The organism is Dialister hominis, from assembly GCF_007164725.1.
Taxonomy (GTDB): domain Bacteria; phylum Bacillota; class Negativicutes; order Veillonellales; family Dialisteraceae; genus Dialister; species Dialister hominis.
Map to the genome: position 1 here is coordinate 2372437 of NZ_AP019697.1, position 23819 is coordinate 2396255.

27 protein-coding genes, 1 pseudogene and 1 other annotated feature are annotated in these 23819 nt (G+C 50.6%); of the genes and pseudogenes, 23 read left to right on the plus strand and 5 right to left on the minus strand.

The window, feature by feature from the left end:
- Positions 1-133 precede the first annotated feature (133 nt).
- The 9 genes from Dia5BBH33_RS10820 (at position 134) to Dia5BBH33_RS10860 (ending at position 8211) form a co-directional block, all read left to right on the plus strand.
- Positions 134-1012 carry a LysR family transcriptional regulator gene (locus Dia5BBH33_RS10820; RefSeq protein WP_108850240.1) on the plus strand — a complete coding sequence of 293 codons (879 nt, stop codon included), beginning with the start codon at positions 134-136 and terminating at the stop codon, positions 1010-1012.
- A gap of 139 nt (positions 1013-1151) precedes the next feature.
- On the plus strand, positions 1152-1580 hold the full coding sequence (locus Dia5BBH33_RS10825; protein ID WP_108850239.1) for a carboxymuconolactone decarboxylase family protein: 429 nt from the start codon (positions 1152-1154) through the stop codon (positions 1578-1580).
- Between the two features lie 155 nt (positions 1581-1735).
- Positions 1736-1933 (plus strand): hypothetical protein, encoded by a 198-nt coding sequence (locus Dia5BBH33_RS10830; protein ID WP_144269362.1) that lies wholly within the window; start codon positions 1736-1738, stop codon positions 1931-1933.
- Positions 1930-2460, plus strand: a complete 531-nt coding sequence (locus Dia5BBH33_RS10835) for a cyclophilin-like fold protein (RefSeq protein WP_198419613.1) — start codon at positions 1930-1932, stop codon at positions 2458-2460. The genes Dia5BBH33_RS10830 and Dia5BBH33_RS10835 overlap by 4 nt, the downstream gene beginning before the upstream one ends.
- Positions 2461-2478: 18 nt before the next feature.
- Positions 2479-2883: a cupin domain-containing protein gene (locus tag Dia5BBH33_RS10840; protein ID WP_108850237.1), complete on the plus strand. Its 405-nt coding sequence runs from the start codon at positions 2479-2481 to the stop codon at positions 2881-2883.
- Positions 2884-2901: 18 nt separating this feature from the next.
- The gene (locus Dia5BBH33_RS10845) at positions 2902-3222 is read left to right on the plus strand and encodes a carboxymuconolactone decarboxylase family protein (RefSeq protein WP_108850236.1); all 321 of its coding nucleotides are present in this window, start codon (positions 2902-2904) and stop codon (positions 3220-3222) included.
- Positions 3219-3740 (plus strand): flavodoxin family protein, encoded by a 522-nt coding sequence (locus tag Dia5BBH33_RS10850; RefSeq protein ID WP_144269363.1) that lies wholly within the window; start codon positions 3219-3221, stop codon positions 3738-3740. Before Dia5BBH33_RS10845 ends, Dia5BBH33_RS10850 begins: the two co-directional genes overlap by 4 nt.
- Before the next feature lie 12 nt (positions 3741-3752).
- Entirely contained in the window at positions 3753-4619 is an 867-nt protein-coding gene (locus Dia5BBH33_RS10855) for an aldo/keto reductase (protein WP_144269364.1), read from the plus strand.
- A gap of 262 nt (positions 4620-4881) precedes the next feature.
- Positions 4882-8211: an autotransporter outer membrane beta-barrel domain-containing protein gene (locus Dia5BBH33_RS10860; protein WP_144269365.1), complete on the plus strand. Its 3330-nt coding sequence runs from the start codon at positions 4882-4884 to the stop codon at positions 8209-8211.
- 282 nt (positions 8212-8493) lie between these two features.
- On the opposite strand, the gene Dia5BBH33_RS10865 is transcribed toward Dia5BBH33_RS10860, so the two are convergent.
- Positions 8494-8844 carry a winged helix-turn-helix transcriptional regulator gene (locus Dia5BBH33_RS10865; protein ID WP_144269366.1) on the minus strand — a complete coding sequence of 117 codons (351 nt, stop codon included), beginning with the start codon at positions 8842-8844 and terminating at the stop codon, positions 8494-8496.
- A 173-nt stretch (positions 8845-9017) separates the two neighbouring features.
- Between Dia5BBH33_RS10865 and Dia5BBH33_RS10870 the strand changes: the two genes are divergently transcribed.
- The 7 genes and pseudogenes from Dia5BBH33_RS10870 (at position 9018) to Dia5BBH33_RS10895 (ending at position 12811) form a co-directional block, all read left to right on the plus strand.
- On the plus strand, positions 9018-9542 hold the full coding sequence (locus Dia5BBH33_RS10870) for a nitroreductase family protein (RefSeq protein ID WP_108850231.1): 525 nt from the start codon (positions 9018-9020) through the stop codon (positions 9540-9542).
- A gap of 54 nt (positions 9543-9596) precedes the next feature.
- Positions 9597-9920 (plus strand): annotated as a pseudogene (locus Dia5BBH33_RS11220) (TIGR04076 family protein); the annotation flags it as partial.
- Between the two features lie 84 nt (positions 9921-10004).
- Positions 10005-10202 (plus strand): heavy-metal-associated domain-containing protein, encoded by a 198-nt coding sequence (locus Dia5BBH33_RS11360; RefSeq protein ID WP_232518132.1) that lies wholly within the window; start codon positions 10005-10007, stop codon positions 10200-10202.
- A 231-nt stretch (positions 10203-10433) separates the two neighbouring features.
- Entirely contained in the window at positions 10434-10862 is a 429-nt protein-coding gene (locus tag Dia5BBH33_RS10880; protein ID WP_108850933.1) for a Dps family protein, read from the plus strand.
- Positions 10863-11149: 287 nt separating this feature from the next.
- Positions 11150-11605 (plus strand): Dps family protein, encoded by a 456-nt coding sequence (locus Dia5BBH33_RS10885; RefSeq protein WP_144269367.1) that lies wholly within the window; start codon positions 11150-11152, stop codon positions 11603-11605.
- A 258-nt stretch (positions 11606-11863) separates the two neighbouring features.
- Positions 11864-12295 (plus strand): Dps family protein, encoded by a 432-nt coding sequence (locus Dia5BBH33_RS10890; protein ID WP_022382745.1) that lies wholly within the window; start codon positions 11864-11866, stop codon positions 12293-12295.
- Positions 12296-12352: 57 nt separating this feature from the next.
- Positions 12353-12811 carry a Dps family protein gene (locus Dia5BBH33_RS10895; RefSeq protein WP_108850229.1) on the plus strand — a complete coding sequence of 153 codons (459 nt, stop codon included), beginning with the start codon at positions 12353-12355 and terminating at the stop codon, positions 12809-12811.
- A 598-nt stretch (positions 12812-13409) separates the two neighbouring features.
- Here Dia5BBH33_RS10895 and Dia5BBH33_RS10900 read toward each other — a convergent pair.
- The gene (locus Dia5BBH33_RS10900) at positions 13410-13622 is read right to left on the minus strand and encodes a tautomerase family protein (protein WP_232518057.1); all 213 of its coding nucleotides are present in this window, start codon (positions 13620-13622) and stop codon (positions 13410-13412) included.
- Positions 13623-13884: 262 nt separating this feature from the next.
- Between Dia5BBH33_RS10900 and Dia5BBH33_RS10905 the strand changes: the two genes are divergently transcribed.
- The 6 genes from Dia5BBH33_RS10905 (at position 13885) to Dia5BBH33_RS10925 (ending at position 19270) form a co-directional block, all read left to right on the plus strand.
- On the plus strand, positions 13885-15723 hold the full coding sequence (locus Dia5BBH33_RS10905) for an alkaline phosphatase (RefSeq protein ID WP_144269369.1): 1839 nt from the start codon (positions 13885-13887) through the stop codon (positions 15721-15723).
- A complete protein-coding gene (locus tag Dia5BBH33_RS10910; protein ID WP_022382741.1) occupies positions 15720-16151 on the plus strand; it encodes a hypothetical protein in 432 nt (143 codons plus the stop codon). Before Dia5BBH33_RS10905 ends, Dia5BBH33_RS10910 begins: the two co-directional genes overlap by 4 nt.
- Positions 16152-16164: 13 nt before the next feature.
- Entirely contained in the window at positions 16165-16821 is a 657-nt protein-coding gene (locus tag Dia5BBH33_RS10915) for an ABC transporter ATP-binding protein (protein WP_162501811.1), read from the plus strand.
- Positions 16818-16970: a hypothetical protein gene (locus Dia5BBH33_RS11135; RefSeq protein WP_162501812.1), complete on the plus strand. Its 153-nt coding sequence runs from the start codon at positions 16818-16820 to the stop codon at positions 16968-16970. The genes Dia5BBH33_RS10915 and Dia5BBH33_RS11135 overlap by 4 nt, the downstream gene beginning before the upstream one ends.
- On the plus strand, positions 16963-18135 hold the full coding sequence (locus tag Dia5BBH33_RS10920; RefSeq protein WP_162501813.1) for an ABC transporter permease: 1173 nt from the start codon (positions 16963-16965) through the stop codon (positions 18133-18135). Before Dia5BBH33_RS11135 ends, Dia5BBH33_RS10920 begins: the two co-directional genes overlap by 8 nt.
- A 214-nt stretch (positions 18136-18349) precedes the next feature.
- Positions 18350-19270 carry an aldo/keto reductase gene (locus Dia5BBH33_RS10925; protein WP_144269372.1) on the plus strand — a complete coding sequence of 307 codons (921 nt, stop codon included), beginning with the start codon at positions 18350-18352 and terminating at the stop codon, positions 19268-19270.
- Between the two features lie 63 nt (positions 19271-19333).
- Here Dia5BBH33_RS10925 and Dia5BBH33_RS10930 read toward each other — a convergent pair whose 3' ends face one another.
- Complete coding sequence (locus tag Dia5BBH33_RS10930; RefSeq protein WP_022382736.1) at positions 19334-20161, minus strand: MetQ/NlpA family ABC transporter substrate-binding protein; 828 nt, start codon at positions 20159-20161, stop codon at positions 19334-19336.
- An 82-nt stretch (positions 20162-20243) separates the two neighbouring features.
- Positions 20244-20485 (minus strand) — a binding site (T-box leader).
- Positions 20486-21090: 605 nt separating this feature from the next.
- Here Dia5BBH33_RS10930 and Dia5BBH33_RS11140 point away from each other — a divergent pair.
- Complete coding sequence (locus Dia5BBH33_RS11140) at positions 21091-21369, plus strand: hypothetical protein (RefSeq protein WP_162501814.1); 279 nt, start codon at positions 21091-21093, stop codon at positions 21367-21369.
- 657 nt (positions 21370-22026) lie between these two features.
- Here Dia5BBH33_RS11140 and Dia5BBH33_RS10935 read toward each other — a convergent pair.
- Both Dia5BBH33_RS10935 and Dia5BBH33_RS10940 read right to left on the minus strand, forming a co-directional pair.
- On the minus strand, positions 22027-22818 hold the full coding sequence (locus Dia5BBH33_RS10935; RefSeq protein ID WP_144269373.1) for an aldo/keto reductase: 792 nt from the start codon (positions 22816-22818) through the stop codon (positions 22027-22029).
- Positions 22819-22901: 83 nt separating this feature from the next.
- Positions 22902-23768 (minus strand): aldo/keto reductase, encoded by an 867-nt coding sequence (locus tag Dia5BBH33_RS10940; RefSeq protein ID WP_144269374.1) that lies wholly within the window; start codon positions 23766-23768, stop codon positions 22902-22904.
- Positions 23769-23819: the final 51 nt, after the last annotated feature.

The window sequence follows — 23819 nt, forward strand, 5'->3', positions numbered from 1 at the left end:
GGTCTATTTTTTATTTGGGGAGTGTTAGCGGTGCTGCGAACTCCGCTAACACTTGCTGCCTCTACTCCTTCTTCATACATTTGCTAAATCCATACAGGAAACGTATAATGCTAATTAGATAAGGAGGGATAGTATGGATGTCGAGGTACTGAATCATTTCCTGACGGTGGTCAGGGAGGAGAATATTTCCAGAGCGGCGGAGCGGCTGCATGTGACGCAGCCGACGCTGTCCCGTCAGATGGCGGCGCTGGAGGAGGAGCTGGGGACGCAGCTTTTCATCCGCGGCAAGCACCTGCAGCTGACGGATGCGGGCGTGCTTCTTCGCGGACGCGCGGAGGAAGTGACGCAGATCATCGACAAGATCCGCATGGAATTCAAGGCAGGGGAAGAATTGTCCGGCGTCGTTTCGATCGGAACCGGCGGGCTCATGTCTGCGCAGATTCTTTCGAAGCTCATCAGTGAATTCCGCGCGCTTCATCCGGCTGTCCGTTTCAATATATACACGAACAGCGCCGATCATCTCCGCGAGCAGCTTGACCGCGGCCTTCTGGATTTCGCGTTCCTTCTGGAACCGGTGGACATCGGGAAGTACGACTTTGTCCGCATGCAGGTGAAGGAGCGCTGGGGCATCCTGATGCCGAAGGGCCATCCGCTCGAAGAAAAGCCGCTCATTTCCAGAAAGGATCTCCTGCATCAGCCGCTCGTCATGACGAACCGCGCCAATGTCCAGAAGGAACTGGCAGGATGGTTCGGCGGCAGCATGGAGCACCTCGACTTCATCGCGACGTACAACCTCATCAATAATGTGGCGAACCTTGTCTCCGACGGCACAGCCTGCGCCATGACGCTCGAGGGTGCTGTCAATTTCCTGGATCCGCAGAAATTCACCTTCCGGCCGCTTTCGCCGGATCTTTCCGCAACGTCCGTCGTCGCATGGAAGAAATTATCGCCCTTCTTCGGCGCGGCATCCGCGTTCCTTTCAACGATCAAGAGGTATGCAAAAACTGAATAACGACCCATGAAATATAACTATTTTAAGTTGTAATTTGATTGCGGTATAGTGAATGCAGAGGAAACTCTGCATTTTTTTCATGGAAAGATTCCGCGCGGGTCTCCGCAGAAGGAATCCATAGCAGAAGGGGAGGAAAACGATGAAACATTCAGCACTTAGAAAATTCGCAGCCGCAGCCGTCCTGGCTGTTTCTTTCACGGGATTGTCCATGGTGAGCGCCAGCACCGCAGAACCAGCGCCGGCTCCCGCTGTGAAGGTCACCGCCGGACATGACCAGCTCGGCAGCTTTGCACCGGAATTTGCTCATCTCAATGACGACGTCCTCTTCGGCGAAGTATGGTCGAGAACAGACAAGCTTCCGGCCAAGATCAGGAGCATCGTGACTGTCACGTCCTTCGTTTCGAGCGGCGTTCTCGACAGCTCGCTCAAGTTCCACATCATGAAAGCCAAGGAAAACGGCGTCACGAAGGAAGAAATGGCAGAAATCCTGACGCAGACCGCTTTCTATGCAGGCTGGCCGAAGGCATGGGCCGCTTTCCGCTATGCCAAGGAAGTCTACGAAGGATAAGCGCATTCCCTGCAGAAAAGTATGCATTGAGTGAATATTTTCATATGAAATATAACTATTTCGCATGCCAAACGAATCGCGGTATATTGGCCTTAGAGCAAAGCTCTGAGCACTTCAAAGGAAAAGGGGGCGGATCGCCTGTGGAAGAGACGACCTTGTCAGGAATCAAAGAGACGCTGAAGCGTGCGGGCGCGACGAAGGAGGAAGTCAGGGATTATCTGGCTCTGACTGAGCCCGAGGCAAGAAAGCAGCTCCTTTACCGGATTCGCAGAAAGGCGCTTGATGAGTGCCATGAAAAGCAGAAAACACTCGATGAACTGGATTTTCTGATATACAGGGAGGACAAATCATGAAAAAGAAATGGATCGCGCTTGCAGCGCTTGCAGCATCCTTCGCGCTTCTGACGGGCTGTGGTTCCGATACCGCCAGCGCCAAGAGCGCATCTGCCGCATCGGCCGCCGTTTCGGCAGCACCGGCAAAGAGTCAAAATAAAAGCGGGGAATCAGCAGTGAAGAAATCAGAAGAAAGAATCATCCGCATCACATCGGGCAGCCATGTCATTCATGCCAAACTTTACGATAACGCGGCAGCCAGAGCCCTTTGGGACAAGATGCCCGTCACCTATTCGATGCAGAACCTGTACAACCGTGAAATGTGCTTCCGCATGGGAGCCGGCAGCCTTCCGACGAAGGAAGCTAAGGACACCGGCTACAAGGTAGGGGATATTTCCTACTGGCCGCCGATGGGAAGCCTTGTCATCCTTTACAGCCAGAACGGCGAAGTCTTCGAACAGCAGCCGATCGGCCACACGGACGACGACATTTCATTCTTTGCCAACATGGGAACGACACCGATTATTTTCGAAAAATCCGAAGTATAATATAGGGAGGAATTCATTATGAAGGAACTCAGCGTATTCCCGACAGGGGAAAAGAACACAGCGTATGCCAAGTATTTCATCAAACAGAGCTACCTCTATCCGCTTTCGACCGAACAGGTCCATATTTCCAACGTCACCTTTGAACCGGGCTGCCGCAACAACTGGCACGTCCACACCGCCAAGAAGGGCGGCGGACAGATCCTCATCTGCACCGCAGGCGAAGGATGGTACCAGGAATGGGGCCAGCCGGCAAGAAGACTGAAACCGGGCGATGTCGTCAATATCCCGACCGGCGTGAAACACTGGCACGGCGCCACGAAAGACAGCTGGTTCCAGCACATCGCCATCGCAGTGCCGGGAGAAGAATGCGGCAACGAATGGCTCGAACCTGTATCTGACGAAGATTACAGCAAGCTTGACTGATTGAAGGAGGAAATGAAAATGGCAAAAGTAACAGCAGGAAGAGATCAGCTCGGCGAATTCGCACCAGAGTTCGCACATTTGAATGATGACGTCCTTTTCGGAGAAGTCTGGGCCAGGGAAGACAAACTCTCCCCGAAACTGAGAAGCATCGTGACCGTCACTGCCCTGATGGCAAGCGGAGCGCTGGACAGCTCGCTGAAGTTCCACATTTCCAAAGCTAAGGGAAACGGCGTCACTCAGGAAGAAATGGCAGAAATCCTGACCCACGCTGCCTTCTATGCAGGCTGGCCGAAAGCATGGGCTGCATTCAATTTCGCAAAAGAAGTGTATAAAGATTGAGAATCCTCATCCTGAACGGCAGCGCAAGGGCGCATGGAAATACGAGCACCCTCACCGCCGCTTTCAAAAGAGGCGCTGAAGAAGCGGGCAACGACGTCGTCGAACTTCCCGTCGGCCGCATGGCCATCCGCGGGTGCCTTGGCTGCGAATACTGCCACGGCAGGGGACACGGCGAATGCATCATCAGGGACGATGAGAAGGAAGTCAAAGAGGAAATGAAGAAGGCGGACATGCTCGTTTTGGCCAGCCCGATCTATTTCTTCTCCCCATCCGCCCAGCTTGAAGCCGCCATCCAGCGCATGCATGCCAAAGGCATCCCGGACAACATCCGCGAAAGCGCCATGATCCTCACCTCCGGCTCCCCGGGCGTCTACGACGCAGCGAAGGCGCAGTACAAAGCTATCTTCGATTATCTGGGCACCAGGGACAGAGGCATCTTCACCGCCTGCGGCAGCGAAAGCAGATTCGAAAGAAAACAGAAGGAACTCGAAGACTTCGGGCGCTCCCTCGTTTCATAAAGGAGGAAATCCATGATATTAAGCGAAACATATACATTGAAAGACAGTCTGACCATCCCGAAATTTGGCCTTGGCACATGGCTCATCGATGACAAGGACACAGCAGAAGCTGTCAGAAAAGCCATCGGTTTCGGTTACCGTCTGATCGACACCGCCCAGGCATACGGCAACGAAAGAGGCGTCGGCGAAGGCGTCCGCACCGCATCCGTCCCGAGAGAAGACATCTTCGTCACCAGCAAGATTGCCGCTGAACTCAAAGACTACGAAAGCGCATCCAAATCCATCGACGAGACCTTAAACAAAATGGGCCTTGACTACATCGATATGATGCTCATCCACAGCCCGCAGCCGTGGAAAGAAGTCAACCAGTCCGAAAACCGCTGCCTCCTCGCCAAACGCGAAGTATGGAAAGCCCTCGAAGACGCTTACGACGAAGGTAAAGTCAAAGCCATCGGCGTCGCCAACTTCCTCGAAGAAGACCTGATGAACATCCTTGAAAACTGCAGGATCCGCCCGATGGTCGACCAGCTCCTCTGCCACGTCGGCAACACGCCATTCGGTGTCATCGACTTCTGCAAGAAAGAAAACATCTTAGTCGAAGCCTACTCGCCGATTGCCCATGGCGCAGCCCTGAAACTCAAGGACATCGAACCCATGGCAAAGAAATACGGCGCTACCATCGCCCAGCTCTGCATCCGCTACGACCTCCAGCTCGGCACCGTCGTCCTTCCAAAGACAGCCAACCCGGACCACATGAAAGCCAATGCAGACGTCGACTTCACTATTTCCGATGAAGACATGGAAACCCTGAAGAAAATCACCTTCAAAGACTACGGCGAAGCATCCCACTCCCCGGTATTTGGTGGGAAGATTAAATAAAAGAATCACTGAAAAGGAGACCTGAAGAGGGTCTCTTTTTTAGTGCTGCATTTCTGCTTCCAATGCCTGTTCACTTGCGTACAGCACAGATATCCAATAAGATATTAATCTTAAAATAAGTTATTACTAATTTTCATTCTATTATCTAACTTATTTTAGATTAACATAAGATTAATATAACATTTGACACTCTAATTAACTGACCTATGAAATTAAAGAAGCATTAATTTGCTCACTTAATATTAATTAAAGGGATGTTAAGATGAGACAATTAAAAAGAAGGGTGACTGTATGCCTGATTGCCATGATGGCTGCAGGGAGTGTTTCGCCGCTCGCTTTTGCGGACAGCACGGAAGGGTCCAGGTCTTACGGGCCGGCACTGACGCTGACGGGGCCTGAGGCTGACCTGGCATCAAAGATTCACTCGGGAACGAATCTTAAGATCGATGTACCGGAGGGCGGGAACCTTGCAGGGACACTGGTTGCCCGCGGGAAGTACAATGTGATGTTGATCGATGGGACAAAGGGAACGATCGGGAAGGACGATGGCAAAGCTGACGATACGATTACGATCATCGTCCATTCGAAGTATCTGGACAGTGCTTTCATCAAAAATCATTACGATCTGGATAAAGATTATTCAGGAACACTCACGGTGAATGATCCTATCGTGGCAAAGGCAGAAAAGGGCGGGACGATACAGATCGAAGGAAAGAATATGAATTTCAACCTGCTCTATGCGCATAAGAACCAGTGGTATGAACCGGCTGATGAGGAAGAGTATCACTCCTCGGTCATCGTCCACCTCACCGGGGATCTCGTAGCGGGCGATGCGAATAATGAAATCGGAGACCGCAGGAATGACTGGATCAGCCAGAGCGGCATTGCCGGAGGGTCTTACCGCGTGGGAGATATCCAGACGAGGTCCGGCGAGGGCATCATTTCGGTGGATGCGAATTCCATGACGATCAACAGTGTTTCCGGATTTGAGGAGACGGAAATCACGCTGAAAGCGAAGGATTTCATCAAGGCGAATAATGTCTCGAACCGGCACGAATCCAAGCTCACGATGCGGGCCAAGACGATCGAGATGAACGGACTTGGCACAAACAGTGACCTGGCGGAAACGGTCGTCGGCGATGAGAATACGGAATCTCTTACCGTCCATGATTCTGTCGTCCTTTCAGGAGGCCGGTCGAAGATGGCGCTCACAGGGAAGAGCATCCATCTGGAAGGCGGGCTTGAATTTGATGAAACGAGCACTTCCTCCATCAAGTCAAAGACAGCGGATACATTCTCCATCAAGGGCAATGATGTTTCCATGAAAGGAAATATTATTCTCGCAGGGGATGAAGGCACGATTGAAGCGGACACGCTGACACTGGAAGGGAAAAAGGTGCAGGCCAAGGGACGCTCGAACGTTTCCATTTCCGCCAATACGATCAATGGCACGATGGACTCACTGAATCTTGATCTTCTGGACACGAGAAATCCAAAGGAAGAGTACAAGAACACAGTCACAATCGCGGCCAAAAATGGAGGAACACTTGCCATCAAGGATCCGATCATGGTAAAAGAAGGCGGCAATACGCTGGATATCCACGGCCTTGAAAATCTTTCAGCCGGTGCGCTCATCATGGATGCTGCATCCTACGCAGAAGCAGCGGATTCATCTGTAACGCCTGGCGCAGAAAATATCAGTCTGGAAAGTATCGCAAATACGAAGGGCAACGCCAGGAACGGCAAGCCGGTCGACCAGTCCATTTCCATCAGCCACTCCGGCACGGCAAAGGTGGAAGCAGGGAAGACGCTCACTCTGGAGGGCGGCGTGAAGAATATCAACGGGACGGCAGTCCTGTCTGCTCCCGAAGCGCATCTTTACCGCGTCCAATCTGTCGGATCGGATGTCTATGCAGCTTTGGAAGAAGGAGCAGAAACGACGGTCAATGCGGATTCTCTTTCTCTTGATACGTCGGCAAGCGCGATATTCCTTGGCAATAAAGTGACAATCAATGCCAAAGAACTGAAATTCAATCCGGAAGGCCATTACTATGAAGCGGCCTCCGCGGATCCTGATCAGGGAATCCCTTATGATGTTTCCGCCGATGCAGACGGGCCGTACAAGGATGAAGGCACCGTCTGGGCATCGTATGGCGGTGTCATGGATATCAATATCAGCAAGGGCGGCACTTTCGAAGGTGCTGCGGCTGTGGATAATGAGAAGATGAATATCGACAAGGATCTTGCTATGTATGCCAAGTATCCGGATTACAAAGAAAGGTTTGGCGCGCTCCTTGCCAATAAGGCCGGCAAGGTCAATGTCAGCCTGGATGAAGGATCCCAATGGAATGTGACGAAGGATTCAACAGCGTCCTCTCTGTCCATGAAGCAGGCCACTCTGAATCTTTCCGGAAAAGATGCGCCGGTAACGCTGACTACGGATGATTTCAAGAGTGAGAACGGCACGCTGGCTGTCAAAGTGACGGATGATGCGCACAGTCTCCTCAATACGAAAACAGCATCCGGCACGGTCTATGTCAGTGCCAACGGAGAAAAGGGCGTGACCCCGGCCTCCGAACTGGCCAAGACAAAGATCATGTCTTTTGATCAAGGAAGCAGTGTAACCCTTAAGGGCGTCACCACGATGACGGATGAGAGCATGTACGGCATCGTGACACCAGTCAGCCAGGATGAAAGTGCAGGCTATGTCGGAGGGAAGTATGAAGTGGATAAGAATGTTGTTTCCGATGAAGCTCTCCGTACGATAGGCGCTGTCAGAAGAGCAGGCCGCTTCATCATGGCAGGCATGGATGCGCCGCTCTATCCAGACAGCAATGATAAAAATGTATGGGCGCACTGGTCACGCGGCAATTACGGTCCGGGAGACCGGAGCGGAAGCCACAACGATCTGGCGGCTGGTGTCGATCTCTATCATACCGATCATTCCCGCGCCGGTATTTCTGTCATGCATACGAATTCCTCGCTCGACAGGACGGAAAATCTCGGCGAAGTGTCCATGAAGAAGAAATTCACCCGTGTCTTTCTTTACGGGCGTCATGACTTTGCAGGCGGACTCTACGCGGCAGGAGATGTCTTTGCCGGCGGAATCCGCATCAAGGACACCAGTCTGGTGGATATGAGCACGCGCACAGCGGGAGTCCATGCGGAAGTTGGCGTGGATGTCCCGGCAGGAAGGGGCACGATCACACCTCTTGTCCGCGCTGCTTATGCAGGCATCCGCGGATTCACGACGAAGGATGGGGAAGGATTCCCGTTCACCATGAAGGAAAGCCATTACAGCTCCTTCTCAGCCGGGCTCAAGGCGTCCCTTCCGCTCTCGCCGGTATCGCTTCTTACCGCTTATGCAGGCTGGGGCATCCGCACCGGATATGATATCGACGGCACCATGTCTGATGCGTGGAATGCGATGGACATTTCCGAAAGCGGAAAGGAACACGTCAAGACACTCGGCATCGGCTGCCGCTGTGACGTTACGCCATTTGCGCGCCTGTCCCTGTCCGCTGCCCGCGAATTCTCTTCCGGTCTTCATGACGACTGGAATTTCCAAGTCTCTGCAGCCTATAAATTCTAATTGATTTCCATGTAAAAAAGGGGCTGTGACGAAATGGTTAATCATTTTGCCACAGGCCCTTTTTCTATTGGAATATTCCATTAAAGGATTATCTAACAAATGTATTTATTGGTTCTATCTGAAAACCTCAAAACCTCGCTTTGCTCGAAAACTACTGTATTCCCCGGCTTCGCCGGGACCTTCTCCTTCGGAGCACGGTTAACACCCTTAAACCTCGCTTCGCTCGAGAAAAAGGAAAAGCAGCGTTTTAACGGATTTCGTCACAGTCTCTTTTTATTTCCTTTATTTTTCTTTCGGCATGTGTTCGCAGCCCCAGTCGCAGAGGAGCTCCAGGAAGGGGGTCATGGATTTCCCTTTTTCGGTCAGGTCGTATTCGACTTTCGGGGAAATCTGGCTGTATTCTTTGCGGCTGATGAGACCGTCGGCTTCGAGTTCTTTGAGGGAGTTTGTCAGGGAGCGGAAGGTGGCGGCTTCGAGGCGGCGTTTGAGTTCGTTGTAGCGTGTGGGGCCGTTCATCATGAGGCAGTAGATGATGCCCAGTTTGTATTTTCTCTTGATGAGGGACATGGTGTAGTGGAATCCGGTGTGCGTGATGCCGCGTTCGAATTCTTCGTGCGCAAGTTTCAGGTCCATTTGCATCGTCCTTTCTTTCCTATGATGGTACTACGCGTGAGCGGCGCGGGCAAGTACTATATTTCACTGCATACACTCTACTAAAGTAGTGTGCTGTCATAGAAATATCGTACTTGTTTAAAAGCTGGCAATGGGTCTATACTTGAAACAGAATAGCGAAGGAGGTTTTACATATGAACGAAGTCATGGATGCGCTTGTAAACCGCAGGAGTGTCAGAAAGTACAAGGCGGAGGCTGTGCCGGAAGAGCTTGTGAAGGAAATCGTGGAAGCTGGGCTGTATGCGCCAAGCGGCATGGGATACCAGAAGCCGGTGATTGTGGCGGTCACGGACAAAGAAACGCGTGATGAGCTTTCTGATCTGAACCGCAAGGCTGGCGGATGGAAGGAAGGTTTCGATCCCTTCTACGGTGCGCCGGTCGTGATTTCCGTGCTGACACCGAAGGACTGGGACAAGGGCGTCGAAGACGGAAGCCTTGCCATCGGACAGATGCTTCTTGCCGCTCATGCGCTGGGACTTGGCGGATGCTGGATCCACCGCGCGAAGGAAGTCTTCGAGACGGAAGAAGGAAAGGAAATCTTGAAGAAGGCCGGCCTTGAAGGGGAATACCTTGGCATCGGCAACCTGGTCATCGGTTATGCAGACCAACAGCCGAAGGCAGCTCCAAGAAAAGCAGGACGCGCATTTTTCATTAAATAATTTCATCATAATAAGAGCGGGAAAACCGCCATGTGGGAACAGGGAGTGAATGAAATGCTGCATAAGGTAAAAGTGACTGTCATTGATAAGAAACTGTATCCGGAACTGCAGGAAGCATACTGCATGGATCCGAAGTCGGGAGCATGCCCCTGCTACAATGTGGGCGACACGTTCATCTTCGAATGCGCTGCTGGCAAGGATGATTTCTGGCACATGGGCCTTTCCGCCCTGGTAAAGGCAGAAGGAAATCCGGACGAGGTCGCAGGCGGGCCGAAGATGCCTTTCTGCTCGGAAGCATGGGATGCGATTTCCCGCTATATCTACACGGGGCTGCAGGGCGGCTGAATCATGCGCGGCTGGATGAAGGATGAGAGGCAGATGATCTGCTGCTGCTCTGACGGCACGCGTCCGGTTATTTTCAAGATCGACCGTTTGGATTACCAGAGGGTCTCCATCAAGGGAATGGGCTGCGAGAACTGCGAGAAGAAAATCCGCGCTGCTTTCGAAGCGCTCCCGGGCGTGAAGGAAGTCACCGCTTCTCATGAAACAGGCGTGGCTGAAGTATTCCTCGAAGCAGGCGTTCCTGAAAAGACAGAGGGCATGTACGAAAAAGCCCTCTCCGGCATCGAAGGCTACGAAGTCACAGGAGTCGAAGAATAATTATATATAAGGTAAGAGAGGAGCTGCGGGATGAGCGATCATTTCCGCGGCTCCTTTTCGCTTGCAAACAAGACTCCGCATGCTCTTTCATCTTCGAAAAGTATAAATATAGATACGATAGTTACAATTTTGGAAACGATTTTACTATTCGAAAATTTGCTTTTCCTGTATACTGAGAACATCAAATTTGAACTGACCCCATGGGTCTTATCGTATATAGGAGGAAGAAATATGGAAAAGAAATTGAATCATTTACTGGCTGATCTCGTGGTGGAATATCATAAGCTGCAGAGCTTCCACTGGTACCTGAAGGGTTACCACTTCTTCGATGATCATGCAAAGCTGGAAGAATATTACGACGCTATCGCTGAAGCAGTCGACACCGTCGCTGAAGATATGCTGATGCTTGGCTTCAAGCCGGAAAGCACGATGAAAGGCTTCCTTTCGATCTCTTCTATCGAAGAAGCAAAGAATCAGGAAGTGACTTCTGTAGAAGCTTATGAAGCTGTCCTTGCAGATTTCAAGTATCTCCTGGATGAAGTCAAGGGCGTCAAGGCAGCTGCTGATGAAAGCGGCGATTACCTCACATCTACCAAGATGGATGATTACATCGAATTTTTCTCCAAGGCCATCTGGATGGTTGGACAGGAAGTCAGATAATCCAAATAAACTTAGTTAACAAGAGAGCGGCCCTTCGGGGCCGCTCCTTTCTATTTCCGGATACTGTCATAATATGCAGTGATTTCCACTGCTCTTTGTGACAGTGCTTATTTATAAATGAGAATAGTAAGAAATTCTTCAATATATGGACGATTGTTACAAACCAAAGGAGGAATTTGCTATTTTCTCTGCTTGCTTTGACCTATACTATACACAGATCGAAGGAGAGACCTCCCCGAGAGGGAGCGTCTTCCAAATATCCATCGTATGGTAAGGAGGAACAAAAAATGGAAAAGGAATTAAATAAATTACTTGCTGATCTGGTTGTTGAGTATCACAAGCTGCAGAGCTTCCACTGGTACCTGAAAGGTTATCACTTCTTTGATGATCACAAGAAATTCGAAGAATACTACGGAGACATTGCAGACGCTGTCGACGGCGTTGCCGAAAACATGCTGAAGCTTGGCCTCAAGCCGGAAAGCACGATGAAAGGTTTCATGGCACTCTCCACAATTGAAGAAGCCAAGAACAAGGAAGTCACTTCTGAAGAAGCGTATGAAATCATCCTGAAGGATTTCAAACAGCTGCTTGATGAAGTCAAATCCGTCAAAGCTCTGGCAGAGAAGGATGATGTCTATGTCACCTCGAACCTGATGGATGACTACATCGAACTCTTCTCGAAGGCTGAATGGATGGTCGGCGAAGAAACCAAGAAGCCGCATTTCCCTGGTCAGGATGCCTGAAGCGGCAAATCGACGCAAAACAGAATAATTTTGCAAATATAATCAATAAAGTATGATTGAGTAAAAATGAGAGTTCCTGTCGGAACCGGTGAAATTGAGATCGGCTCTGATGGATGAATCTCAGAATTGAATACGATAGTTATAAAATAAAAGATGATATTACTATCGAAGAAATTCGATTAGCGATACAATATATACAGATCAAGAGAGAGACCGGAAAGGTTTCCAAGGATACATGTTATAAGGAGGAAATTTATTATGGAAAAAGAATTAAATAAACTGCTTGCTGATCTTGTTGTGGAATATCATAAACTGCAGAGTTTCCACTGGTACCTGAAAGGTTATCATTTCTTCGATGACCATGCAAAACTTGAAGAATACTACGACTCCGTTGCTGAAGCTGTCGACGGCGTTGCTGAAAACATGCTGAAGCTTGGACTCAAGCCGGAAAGCACCATGAAAGGTTTCCTGGCACTGTCTTCCATCGAAGAAGCCAAGAACAAGGAAGTCACTTCCGAAGAAGCTTACACCGAAGTTCTGAAGGACTTCAAGTACCTGCTTGATGAAGTTAAATCCGTCAAGGCTCTCGCTGAAAAGGACAACGTTTATGTCACTTCCAACCTGATGGATGACTACATCGAAATGTTCTACAAAGCTAACTGGATGGTTGGCCAGGTTCTTAAGAAATAATAAGGGCACGAACCCGAAACATACGGAAAGACATACTATATAAGGAGGAAATTTATTATGGAAAAAGAATTAAATAAACTGCTTGCTGATCTTGTTGTGGAATATCATAAACTGCAGAGCTTCCACTGGTACCTGAAAGGTTATCATTTCTTCGATGACCATGCAAAACTCGAAGAATACTATGATGAAGTCGCTGAGATTGTCGACGGCGTCGCTGAAAACATGCTGAAGCTCGGCCTCAAACCGGAAAGCACCATGAAAGGCTTCCTGGCACTCTCTTCCATCGAAGAAGCCAAAAACAAGGAAGTCACCTCTGAAGAAGCTTATGAAAGCGTTCTGAAAGACTTCAAGTACCTCCTGGACGAAGTCAAATCCGTCAAAGCTCTGGCAGACAAGGATGATGTCTATGTCACCTCGAACCTGATGGATGACTACATCGAATTCTTCTCCAAAGCTAACTGGATGGTTGGCCAGGAAATAAAGAGACCACACTTCCCGGGACAGGACAATAAATAAGGAGTCCCAGGGACTTTCAATACTTACTTGACGGAATGAAATCCGCCAAGGCTATCGCAGGGAAAGACAATGCAGCATGGGAAACCTGATGGCTGCATGGAACTCTTCTCCAAAGAAAACTAGATGGTTGGTCAGGAACTGAAGTTACCTTCGGCTCCTGACTGGCTATAGCATCATCTCCCAATCCAATACGATCGAAAAAAGCGGCGCCCGCAAGGGTACCGCTTTTTTCGTGGGAAGGAAAGAAATGAAAGGAAATCAGGACTCAGTACAGCGAAGTTACTATCCGCCCGCGTCGTAGCGGAGGACTTTGACCTGCCCCAGCGGGGAAGAATGCCTTTGACCTTGCCCTGGAAGGGAAGGTGCCCGACCTTAAATTCTGATGTCGGGCAGATGAGTTGCATTTCTTCAGCCGCTAGGCTGGTTTTATGGTTTTTTAGAAAATGCATTTTCTAAAGTTGCCGGGAAAGGGGTGCAGTATTCATCGTACTTAAAAATCTAAAAAGGTTCCTCGAGCATCGCTCGGTTTTATGGTTTTCTCCCCCACGCAAAAGTCGCAGGAATGACTGCTCATTCCTGCGGCTCTCTTTTTACTCTTTTATTTCTTCTTGTTCTTTTCCCTTGCGACGAGGATGGGATCGCCTCCGAGGCCCCAGTTGTCGAGGTCTACTTCGTCGATGACGACGACGGTGCTGGCCGGGTTCTTGTGAAGAACATTGACGAGAAGGTCAGTGGCGCCTTTGATGAGGGCGGCTTTCTGTTCCTTTGTGATGTTGCCTTCCTTTGTAATTTTAATGTTGACGTATGGCATAGTTTGCCTCCTTCCACTGGAAGAAAAAAGGAAATGTTCTGCCTTTATTTTATCGTAAGAACGGTTTTCGGGAAAGGGGAGGAGCGGGAATTGAAAACTTTTCTATTTCTTTACAGAAGTACATGAATTATCAAGATTATCAGAGAATCCTCTCATTTTTAATCGATAATTTGCTAAGTTTATACAAAAGTTTATCAGAACTCTTGCATGAACCTTTTTCAGTAGTAAATGCAATGATTCCTATTTTTGAGAGGAGAATAAAATGAAAAAGAATTTCCTGAAGGCTGCTGTCATGACGCTTGTGGCTGGCGGAGCAATTTTCGGAACCGCTATGGTATCCGATGCTGCGAATGTCCGGATCCTTCCGGTCGACACCGCTAAATTCTGGGCTGGCGCCCGTTTTGATTTCGACGTAGAGGTTTCCGGAGCTAAGAATCTGGAGAATGTCAAAGTCGATATCAATGGCGTACTGGCTGACAAGTTCTTCGGCAAGAACGCTGTCCAGAAGACCCTTGATAACGGTGTCGTTTCCTACCGCATCGATCAGGTCAGCTTCCCGAAGACTGGTGACATCACTGTCACTGCCAGCGCTAATGACAATGGCGTCGTTTCCACCTCCACAGCCAAGTACAAGGTTGTGAATGAAAAGGCTGTGAAACGCGCAAAGAACGTCATCCTTTTCATCGGCGACGGAATGTCGCTGCAGGCCAGAGAAATCGCCCGCATCCTTTCCAAAGGCATGACAAACGGCAAGTACAATGACCTTCTGGCTATGGAAAAACTCGACCATAATGCAGTCATCACCACTTCCGGCTACGACTCCCTCGTCACCGACAGTGCGAACTCCGCATCCGCTTATGCGACCGGACACAAGTCCGTAGTCAACGCTATGGGCGTTTACGAAGACTCCACCAAGGATCCGCTCGATGATCCAAAGGTAGAAAACCTTTCTGAAATTCTGAAGCGTACACGCGGCATGTCCATCGGCATCATCACCCAGGCTGAATCCACCGATGCTACCCCGGCAGCTATGGTCGGACATACCAGAAGAAGAGCAAACCAGGATTTCCTGGCTAAGAGCTACCTCGACGACAACCATCGTCCGGATGTCATCATGGGCGGCGGCTCTGCCCGCTACCTCCCGTCCTCCGTACCGGGATCCAAGAGAAAAGACAATGACAACATCATCCAGGACTTCAAGGACAAGGGCTACATCTTCGTTTCCACTTCCAAGGAAATGATGGCAGCTCCGTCCGATAAGCCGCTCCTCGGCCTCTTCCACACCGGCACGATGAACGTTTACATCGACCGTGAAATGCTGAAGAACCCGAAGGTCCTGAAGGGCTTCACCGATCAGCCGAACCTCATGAATATGACGAAGAAATCTCTCGACATCCTCTCCAAGAATCCGAACGGCTTCTTCGCTATGATCGAAGGCGCATCCATCGACAAGCATCTCCATGTCATGGACTGGCAGCGTGCGGCTTACGATACGATTGAATTCGACAAGTCCATCGAATACGCTGAAAACTGGGCTAAGGAACATGGCAATGATACCCTGATCATCGTCGTAGCTGACCATGCACACGGCATTTCCATCAGCGGCACCTACCATGAAAGAGACGGCAAGAAGGGTCCGGAAGCAGTCCGCGTTTACGCGAAGTCCATATTCCCGACCTTCAAGGATGCCGATCATGACGGATTCCCGGATAATCCGGATCCGGATGTAACGCTTGCTGTACAGTATGCAAACCATCCTGAATACTATGAAAACTACCACTTCATGAAGACACCGACCCCGCCGGCACTCTCCGTCACCGAGACAAAAGAGGAAGCATCCAAAGTCGGCGACAAGATCGAATACCATCAGGTATCTTCCGCTTCTTCCAAGGCAAATCCGGCCCGCATCCACCCAGGCGATCCGGAAGTCCTCATGCCGGCCAACACACCGAAGGACGATGCACAGGAAGCGCATGCAGCTGATGACGTTCTCCTCAATGCAGGCGGACCTGGCTCCGAATATTTCCACGGCACCATGGATAATACAGAAGTCTTCTTCGGCATCCTGAGAGCTCTCGGAATCAACGGCAATAAGAAATGAGAAGACTCGTCCTTCTCCTCTTGACTACGCTCCTGGCGCTCTTTTCCGGATGGACAGCCCGTGCTGAAAACCTGGATTTCTCTGAAATCTATTCCGGATACTCCGCCGAAGGCCTCACCTTCTCGGACAAGACGCAGAGCCTTGCCGGAGGCGAGGTGACAATATCCGGATACATGGCGCCGCCTTTGACGCCGACCATCCGGTTCTTCGTTCTGACGGAAGTCCCCATGTCCGTCTGCCCGTTCTGCTCGAGCGATGCGGACTGGCCGGACAATATCATCGTGGTCAAGGTAGACGACCCTGTGACGGCGCTGCCCTATGACAGCCCGATCACGGTGTCTGGTACACTGGAAATCGGCAGTGAAACGGATCCGGAGACAGGCTTCGTCAGCCAGCTCCGCATCCACGCTGATTCCATCAGTGGCTAGAAAGGAGGCCCACTTGATCGAAGTAAGGAATCTCATATGCGAATTTCCTGACGGCGACGGCCGCGTGATCCGTGCGCTCGACGTCCCGTCCTTCACTCTGGAAGACGGCGGCGCCATGGCGCTCATCGGCCCTTCGGGGAGCGGGAAGACGACGCTTCTTCACTGCCTCTCCGGGCTCATGACGCCGACAAAGGGCACGGTCATCGTTTCCGGAGCCGATCTCACGCAGATGACAAGGCAGGAGAAATGCCGTTTCCGCGCGCAGAAGGTGGGGTACGTCTTTCAGAAGTCCCTCATCCTTCCTTATCTGACGGTAGCGGAAAATATCCGCCTTTCCGCAAGGCTCGCCGGTTGGGACCTCATGCAGGACGAACTGGACGGGCTCCTTGAGAGCGTCGGGCTTTCCGGCAAAGGAAACCGGCGTCCGGAGCACCTTTCCGGCGGCGAGCAGCAGAGGGTTTCCTTCCTGCGTGCCGTGGCAAGGCATCCGTCGCTTCTTCTTGCTGATGAACCGACATCGGGACTCGACCGCGAGAACGGGAAAATACTGATGAACCTTATGCTGGATTACCAGAGGCGGACGAAGTGCATGCTCCTCTGCGCAACCCACGATCCGGAAGTCCAGGCACTCTTTGAAAATCAGTATTTCATGAAGAGGGGGAATGCATGATGACAGTTTCTTTGCGGGATTTCTTCATACGCCCTGTGGGCACAGTCATTTTCGCAGCGCTGATCCTCGCGCTCCTCTTCGTCGTCAGAAATAATGAAGCCCGCGCCCTCTTTGCCGAACGGTTCGGTGAAAGGAGGACGGATGATTAATCTCGCCTTTTACTCCCTTTTCCGAAGACCCCTAAGGCAGTTTCTCCTCTTCCTTTTGATAGCGCTTTCAGCAGCCGTGCCCGTTTTTCTCCTGCAGGTGACAGACGGGCTCTATGAGGGCATCAACCATTCCGTCCGGCCGTTTCCCATTCTCGTCGGGGCCAAGGGATCCTCGTACCAGCTTGTGCTGAATACGGTCTTCCTTCGCGACCGGCCGATAGGAAATATTCCTTACACGGAAATGGATAAGCTTGAAGACTCTGGCAAGGTGCAGGCGGTCTATCCGCTCGCCTTCGGGGACAATTACAGGGGCTTCCGTATCGTCGGAACGGATGAGGCCATTTTCTCCTACAAGCCGGACAAGACCAGCGCGCCATGGCTTTCCATCGCGGAAGGCAAGGGCTTCGGGGAAGAAGGGGCCGCTGTCATCGGAAGCGAGACAGTACGCCTTGCAGGACTCAAGATCGGCGATACATTCCATTCTATCCACGGCCTTGCCGACAAGGGAAAGGAGCACAACCACGCATTCAAGGTGGTAGGCATCCTCGCTCCCTGCGGCGGCCCGTATGATACGGCGATTTTCGTCGACATCCATGAAGTATGGGAAGAACACGGAATCACCACGGCAGACAAACAGGAAGTGACGGCTATCCTCACGGTGCCGAAGGGCTACCGCGAAGCTATGCAGCTTCTCTCGGCCTATCAGAAGAACCATGACGTGCAGATGGTATTCCCGTCACAGAACGTCATCCAGCTCTACTCGATGGTCGGACAGACGCGCCACTTCTGGACCGTCCGCGTTGTATCCCTGATCGGCATCTCCCTCATGATCACGCTCCTCGTCATGTACTGGAGCGGACTTGGCAGAATGCCCGAGCTCGCCCTCTTGCAGGCACTGGGCGCAGGAAAACAGCAGATCATCACCATGCTTCTGGCAGAAGAAGGCATGCTGCTCCTCTTCGGGACAGTCTGCGGCTGGCTCCTCGCCTACGGGGCCTTCCTCCTGACCGCTTCGGCGATCCAGGGAAATGCGGCCATCGTCCTTGAGACAGCACCCGACTGGAGAGGCCTCCTCACGATCCCCGTCATGACCATCCTGGGCACTCTGGCGGGCCTCATCCCGGCAGGCATGATCGGAAGAAAAGACGTATCAGAATACCTTTAAGGATATTAAAGGGACTGCAGTGAAAATGCTGCAGTCTTTTTTAATTTCGTCATGCTTAATTAAATTGATTCATATAAAGCAAAATAAATATTTAACATAGCCGCATGGCTGCCATATAATAGAAGGGAAGAGTTTGCGGAGCTTTGGCTCCGGTGGCCGTCCGATAGGACGGAGGGGGAGGTATTAGGACAGAAAAAAAACAGCAGGAATCGCTATGGGCGCCTGGTCCTGGGGCGTAGGCGGAAATGGCGGAGACCGTGTATTTGGAAACACACTCACAAAAGAAGATTTATGGCCCGTATTCCGCCGCGGCATGGAACTGGGACTCAATCTATGTGACACAGCTGCCGTGTACGGAATGGGTGCTTCTGAGACGATTCTGGGCGAATTCGTTGATGACTGCGACAGGGACGATCTCTACATCTCGACCAAGTTCACCCCGCAGATTGCCAAAGACGTGGAGCATCCCATCGAAACAATGATGGATGAAAGCTTGAAACGCCTCCATACCGACTACGTCGACCTGTACTGGATCCACAATCCGGCCGACGTGGAAAGATGGACAAAGGAAATCATCCCCGTCGTGAAAAGCGGCAAGGCACGCGCCGTCGGCGTTTCCAATCATAACTTAGAAGAAATCAAAAGAGCAGAGGAAATCCTTTCGGCAGAAGGCCTTCACGTCGCAGCCGTGCAGAACCATTACAGCCTTCTCCACAGGTCGTCCGAACGTGCAGGCATCCTGGACTATTGCAAAGAAGAGGGCATCACCTTCTACGCTTACATGGTCCTCGAACAGGGCGCCCTCACCGGCAAGTATGACAAAGACCACCTCATGCCAGAAAGAAGCGGAAGAGGAAAGAGCTACAACGGCATCATGGACAAACTGGACGGCATCCTTGCAGCCCTGAAGGAAATCGGGGAAGCGCATAACATCACCCCGTCCCAGACCGCCATCGCCTGGGCCCTTGCCAAAGGCACCCTTCCGATCATTGGCGTCACGAAAGTAAAACAGGTAGAAGAAGCCGCCGCTGCCATGGATGTGAGACTCACAGAAGAAGAAATCCAGAAGCTCGAACAAGAAGGCGACAAAGCCGGCGTCCATACACTCCGAGTATGGGAAAAAGATATGGACTAAGGAAATAAAAAAGACTGCAGCAAAATGATGGCACATTTTGCTGCAGTCTTTTCATTTTCCTTCTTAGAATGCCGGAACGAGGCCGTCGGAGAAGTTATCGTTGATATACTTGCGGACGTTGTCGCTCTGGAAGATCTTGACGAACTTCTGGTAGGTCGGGTTGTCCTTATCCTGTTCGCGGGCTGCGATGATATTGACGTATGGGGACGTGTTATCTTCAGTAGCCAGTGCTTTCTTGGAGTCCAGGTTTGCGGACTTCGCATAGCCTGCGTTGATGACGGAAATCGTTACATCATCGAGGGAACGCGGGAGCTGGGCAGCTTCGAGTTCGATGATTTCCAGTTTCTTTGGATTTTCAGCGATATCATTGATCGTTGCCTTTGTCGGATCGGTGCCCGGTTTCAGCTTCAGGAGACCGTTGTGGTCCAGAAGGAGCAGAGCGCGTCCGCCATTGGACGGATCGTTCGGGATGGAAACCTTTGCGCCGTCCGGAACGTCTTTGATGCTGGTGATCTTATTGGAATAAACGCGGAGCGGTGCGAGGTATGTATTTCCGATGGAAACAAGGTGGGTCCCGTTCTTTTCATTAAAAGCCTGCAGGAACGGGCCGTGCTGGAAAGAGTTCAGATCGATGTCGCCGGCAGCCAGAGCCTGGTCCGGGGTGACATAGTCAGAGAATGTCTTGATATTGACAGTCAGACCCTGCTTAGCAGCTTCCTTGGCTGCATATTCCATGACCTGTTCAGAATAGCCAGGTGTAATACCTACAGAAATTTCATTTTTCACAGCAGCAGAAGAAGCAGCCGGCTTCTTGTCGCCGCCGCAGCCGGAAATGACACCGGCAAAGGCAATCGCTGCCAGGGAAAGAGCAATGGTAGTTTTTAATTTCATAAAAGAGACCTCCTTACTAAATGCAGAATGATGGAAACTTCACAGGAAAGCAGCCGGGAAGGAAACAAAAAAAGCCCCGCCCTAAAGGGACGAAGCGTCTGTTCGTGTTACCACCCAATTTTACCGGCAGATCACTCTGCCAGCCTCGCAGGTACGGGAGAAACTCCGATACCCTGTCTCTGTAACGGGAGATCCCGGGCTGCCTCACTATTCGGCACGCCAGGCTCAGAGGCCATCTTCTGAAACGTATCCGTACTCCCTCTCACCAAACGGAGCTCTCTTGGCCGGATCCTGTTTTCATACTCTTCTCTTCACTGCCTGTATGAAGCTTGCCATTACTATAGCATTGCAAAATAGGGCTGTCAAGAAATTCACCCCGTTTTTACAAATCTAATGAAAAATTTCGATTAAGCATACACTACATCACACGAAATGGAACCGAACATAAGGTTGTTCACTATATTCACAGAGTTATTCACAGTTATCCACAGGCTGTGTAAAAAAATTGTGTGAATTGGTATTTTCACGATAATAAGCAGGAAAAAATTCACTGTCCACTGGAGATATACACAGAAAACTGTGAATTAGTGTGAATAACTCATATAAAAGAAGGATTTCTATCTGTAGATTCATTCGATACCAAGCCGATTTCAGGACATGAATTCACAATTCACACCTGTGGAAATTGTGAATTCACTTTTCACAGGGGAAAACGCCTGTAAAAAAATATGACAAAGTAAAGCAAAAGTCAAAAGAACTGATTGCAGGAAGCCGGTTTCCTTCCTGTTTAACGGACTATTCACAGATAGTAGAATATTTGTCCGCTGTCCATTCCCAATGGAAAGATTTTCCTCTATATATTTTGAGGAGGACTCCGGGACCCCATAAACCACCTTAAAGGAAAGTGTACCATTTAAGAAAAAGCGCATGTGGAAAACCATGCAAATCGAACAGAATTTCCTTCAGAGTCAAAAACCGGAGAAAGTCAACCCACATTTTTCCCCGCTGCTCCCCGCATGCGGCAGCATCTGATAAAAACAGACTTTTCAAACGAAATCATGAGAATGAAAGAAAAGAGGAAATCCCGAATCCATGGGCAAATCCCAATGCCGGTCACTTTATGGTCAGGCCAAAATGAGCAGAACAAAACCCCCTCGATTCGAACCAAATGTTCTCATGAAAAACTTTTGAATAAGTCCATTGAATAAATACATGAGTGAGGATAGGAGGGGGATGTGGCTTTAAAAACGTACAACCGAACTTCGTTCGAGGAACCTTTTATATTGGAAAAATCGATGAATACTGCACCCCTTTCCCGAAAACTTTAGAAAATGCATTTTCTAAAGACCATAAAACCAGCCTAGCGGCTGAAGAAATGCAACTCATCCGCCCGACATCAGAATTTAAGGTCGGGCACCTTCCCTTCCAGGGCAAGGTCAAAGGCATTCTTCCCCGCTGGGGCAGGTCAAAACCTTCGGCTACGACGTGACTGGTCATTATCAAACTGCGATGTACTGAGTCCTGATTTTCAGGGCCGTAGGCCGGTCTTAACCTTGCTCCGGCAGGAGAAGGTGGGAAATTTTTGCTTTTTAAAAATTTCTCGGATGAGTTGCATTTCCACGAGCGCAGCGAGGTTTTATGGTTTTTCATCGAACGAAGTTCGGTTTAAGGGTGTCAGAGCTCGCCCCGTAGGGGGAGCTGGCGACGGAGTCGTCTGAGGAGTTGCATTTCCACGAGCGCAGCGAGGTTTTGAGGTTTTCAGATAGCGCAAATATATAAATGTGTTGGTATTCTCTAATCAAATATGCAAGCAAAAAAGCCGCAGAAATGATGGCTCATTCCTGCAGCTTCTTTTTAATTATCTATCAGTCATGTACTTTAAAGTTGGCAAGGAGCATTTCTGCTACGCCCGGTGCATCCGGGTCGTGGTGGCCTTTGCCTGTATCCAGGGCTTCCATGGATTTCATTTCTTCATCGGTGAGCTTGAAGTCGAAGATGTCGATGTTTCCTTTGATTCTTTTCTCGTGGGTGGATTTCGGGAGGACGATGAATCCTTCCTGGTTTTCGAAGCGGAGGATGATCTGGCCCGGGTTCTTTCCGTATTTTTCAGCGAGGGCTGTGATGACGGGGTTTTCAAGGAGGGCTTTGTCTCCGTGGCCGAGCGGGTACCATGCTTCGAGGCGGACGTCGTGTTCTGCCATGAGCTTACGGATTTCCTTCTGCTGGTAGAGCGGGTTGCATTCGACCTGGTTGACGCTTGGCATGGTGTCGAACTGGGGAACGAAGGAGTTCCAGATCTTCAGTGTCATGTTGGAAACGCCGATGGAGCGGATCTTGCCTTCTTTCTTGGCTTCTTCCATAGCTTTCCATGCGCCCGGTACGTCGCCGTATGGCTGATGGATGAGGTAGAGGTCGATGTAGCCGAGACCTAAATTTTTCAGGGATGTCTCGATGCCCTTCTTGGCCGGTTCGTAGCCGTAGTCCTGAAGCCAGAGTTTGCTGGTGACGAAGATTTCTTCTCTCGGAATGCCGCTGTCGCGGATGGCGCGGCCTACGTCTGCTTCGTTGAAGTAAGCAGCTGCGGTGTCGATGTGGCGGTAGCCGAGGGACAGAGCTGTGCGTACAGCATTGTAAGTTTCATCGCCGACGGGAATCATGAATACGCCGAAGCCGACGGACGGGATGACGACGCCGTCATTTAATGTGAATGTTTCTATGGTGTTCTCCTTTATACTGTCAATTAATGTTCAAATGAAAGATGGTTGAGGTTCTTGACGAGGTCCGGATCGAAGTGGTTGATGATGCCGCTCTTGCCTTTGTCCTTGGCGCTGATGGTCTTCATTTCATCTTCAGTGAGCGCAAAGTCCCAGATGTCCAGGTTTTCCTTGATTCTTTCTTCGTGAGTGGATTTCGGGATGATGGAGAAGCCTCTCTGCACGTTCCAGCGGAGAGCGACCTGTGCTGCGGTCTTTCCGTACTTCTTGCCGATGGCGGTGAGGTCCGGATCGGTGAAGATGCCGTAATTTCCTTCAGCCAGCGGGCTCCATGCCTGCGGAACGATGCCGTAGGATTTCATGACACGGAGGTCTTCTTCACGGGTGAAGAAAGAATGCGCTTCGATCTGGTTGACGGCCGGGATGATTTCCACGTTTTCGCAAAGGTTGACGAGGATGGACGGGAAATAGTTGGATACGCCGATGGCTTTTGTGAGGCCGTCTTTGGCTGCTTTTTCGAGGTCTCTGTAAGCGGTGAAGTAGTCGCCCATGGCCTGATGGAGGAGGACGAGGTCGAAGTAATCAAGGCCGGAGAGCGCAAGGGAGCGTTTTACGGATGCGTAGGTGTCGCCTGCCTTGTGCATGTCCTGCACCCAGACTTTCGTCGTGATGAAGAGGTCTTCTCTCTTGACGAGGCCGTCAGCGATAGCGCGCTTCACAGCTTTGCCAAGGGCGGATTCATTGCCGTAAGCGGCTGCGGTATCAAGGAGGCGGTAACCTGCCTTGATGGCTTCATAAACGGACTTTTCGCAGACATCAAGATCTGTGATCTGGTAGACGCCGAAGCCTTCCATAGGCATCCTGGCGCCGGTATTGAGTGTGGCAAATTCCATTTCAAATCTCCTTTTTGTGTAAAAAATTGATACATTTTCTGTATGAAATGA

What these genes read in the sequence shown, in the direction of transcription:
- Dia5BBH33_RS10820 (WP_108850240.1), top strand. Translation starts at nt 134, where the DNA reads ATGGATGTCGAGGTACTGAATCATTTCCTGACGGTGGTCAGGGAGGAG.
- Dia5BBH33_RS10825 (WP_108850239.1), top strand. Translation starts at nt 1,152, where the DNA reads ATGAAACATTCAGCACTTAGAAAATTCGCAGCCGCAGCCGTCCTGGCT.
- Dia5BBH33_RS10835 (WP_198419613.1), top strand. Translation starts at nt 1,930, where the DNA reads ATGAAAAAGAAATGGATCGCGCTTGCAGCGCTTGCAGCATCCTTCGCG.
- Dia5BBH33_RS10840 (WP_108850237.1), top strand. Translation starts at nt 2,479, where the DNA reads ATGAAGGAACTCAGCGTATTCCCGACAGGGGAAAAGAACACAGCGTAT.
- Dia5BBH33_RS10845 (WP_108850236.1), top strand. Translation starts at nt 2,902, where the DNA reads ATGGCAAAAGTAACAGCAGGAAGAGATCAGCTCGGCGAATTCGCACCA.
- Dia5BBH33_RS10855 (WP_144269364.1), top strand. Translation starts at nt 3,753, where the DNA reads ATGATATTAAGCGAAACATATACATTGAAAGACAGTCTGACCATCCCG.
- Dia5BBH33_RS10860 (WP_144269365.1), top strand. Translation starts at nt 4,882, where the DNA reads ATGAGACAATTAAAAAGAAGGGTGACTGTATGCCTGATTGCCATGATG.
- Dia5BBH33_RS10865 (WP_144269366.1), bottom strand. Translation starts at nt 8,844, where the DNA reads ATGGACCTGAAACTTGCGCACGAAGAATTCGAACGCGGCATCACGCAC.
- Dia5BBH33_RS10870 (WP_108850231.1), top strand. Translation starts at nt 9,018, where the DNA reads ATGAACGAAGTCATGGATGCGCTTGTAAACCGCAGGAGTGTCAGAAAG.
- Dia5BBH33_RS11360 (WP_232518132.1), top strand. Translation starts at nt 10,005, where the DNA reads ATGGGCTGCGAGAACTGCGAGAAGAAAATCCGCGCTGCTTTCGAAGCG.
- Dia5BBH33_RS10880 (WP_108850933.1), top strand. Translation starts at nt 10,434, where the DNA reads ATGGAAAAGAAATTGAATCATTTACTGGCTGATCTCGTGGTGGAATAT.
- Dia5BBH33_RS10885 (WP_144269367.1), top strand. Translation starts at nt 11,150, where the DNA reads ATGGAAAAGGAATTAAATAAATTACTTGCTGATCTGGTTGTTGAGTAT.
- Dia5BBH33_RS10890 (WP_022382745.1), top strand. Translation starts at nt 11,864, where the DNA reads ATGGAAAAAGAATTAAATAAACTGCTTGCTGATCTTGTTGTGGAATAT.
- Dia5BBH33_RS10895 (WP_108850229.1), top strand. Translation starts at nt 12,353, where the DNA reads ATGGAAAAAGAATTAAATAAACTGCTTGCTGATCTTGTTGTGGAATAT.
- Dia5BBH33_RS10900 (WP_232518057.1), bottom strand. Translation starts at nt 13,622, where the DNA reads ATGCCATACGTCAACATTAAAATTACAAAGGAAGGCAACATCACAAAG.
- Dia5BBH33_RS10905 (WP_144269369.1), top strand. Translation starts at nt 13,885, where the DNA reads ATGAAAAAGAATTTCCTGAAGGCTGCTGTCATGACGCTTGTGGCTGGC.
- Dia5BBH33_RS10910 (WP_022382741.1), top strand. Translation starts at nt 15,720, where the DNA reads ATGAGAAGACTCGTCCTTCTCCTCTTGACTACGCTCCTGGCGCTCTTT.
- Dia5BBH33_RS11135 (WP_162501812.1), top strand. Translation starts at nt 16,818, where the DNA reads ATGATGACAGTTTCTTTGCGGGATTTCTTCATACGCCCTGTGGGCACA.
- Dia5BBH33_RS10920 (WP_162501813.1), top strand. Translation starts at nt 16,963, where the DNA reads ATGATTAATCTCGCCTTTTACTCCCTTTTCCGAAGACCCCTAAGGCAG.
- Dia5BBH33_RS10925 (WP_144269372.1), top strand. Translation starts at nt 18,350, where the DNA reads ATGGGCGCCTGGTCCTGGGGCGTAGGCGGAAATGGCGGAGACCGTGTA.
- Dia5BBH33_RS10930 (WP_022382736.1), bottom strand. Translation starts at nt 20,161, where the DNA reads ATGAAATTAAAAACTACCATTGCTCTTTCCCTGGCAGCGATTGCCTTT.
- Dia5BBH33_RS10935 (WP_144269373.1), bottom strand. Translation starts at nt 22,818, where the DNA reads ATGATTCCCGTCGGCGATGAAACTTACAATGCTGTACGCACAGCTCTG.
- Dia5BBH33_RS10940 (WP_144269374.1), bottom strand. Translation starts at nt 23,768, where the DNA reads ATGGAATTTGCCACACTCAATACCGGCGCCAGGATGCCTATGGAAGGC.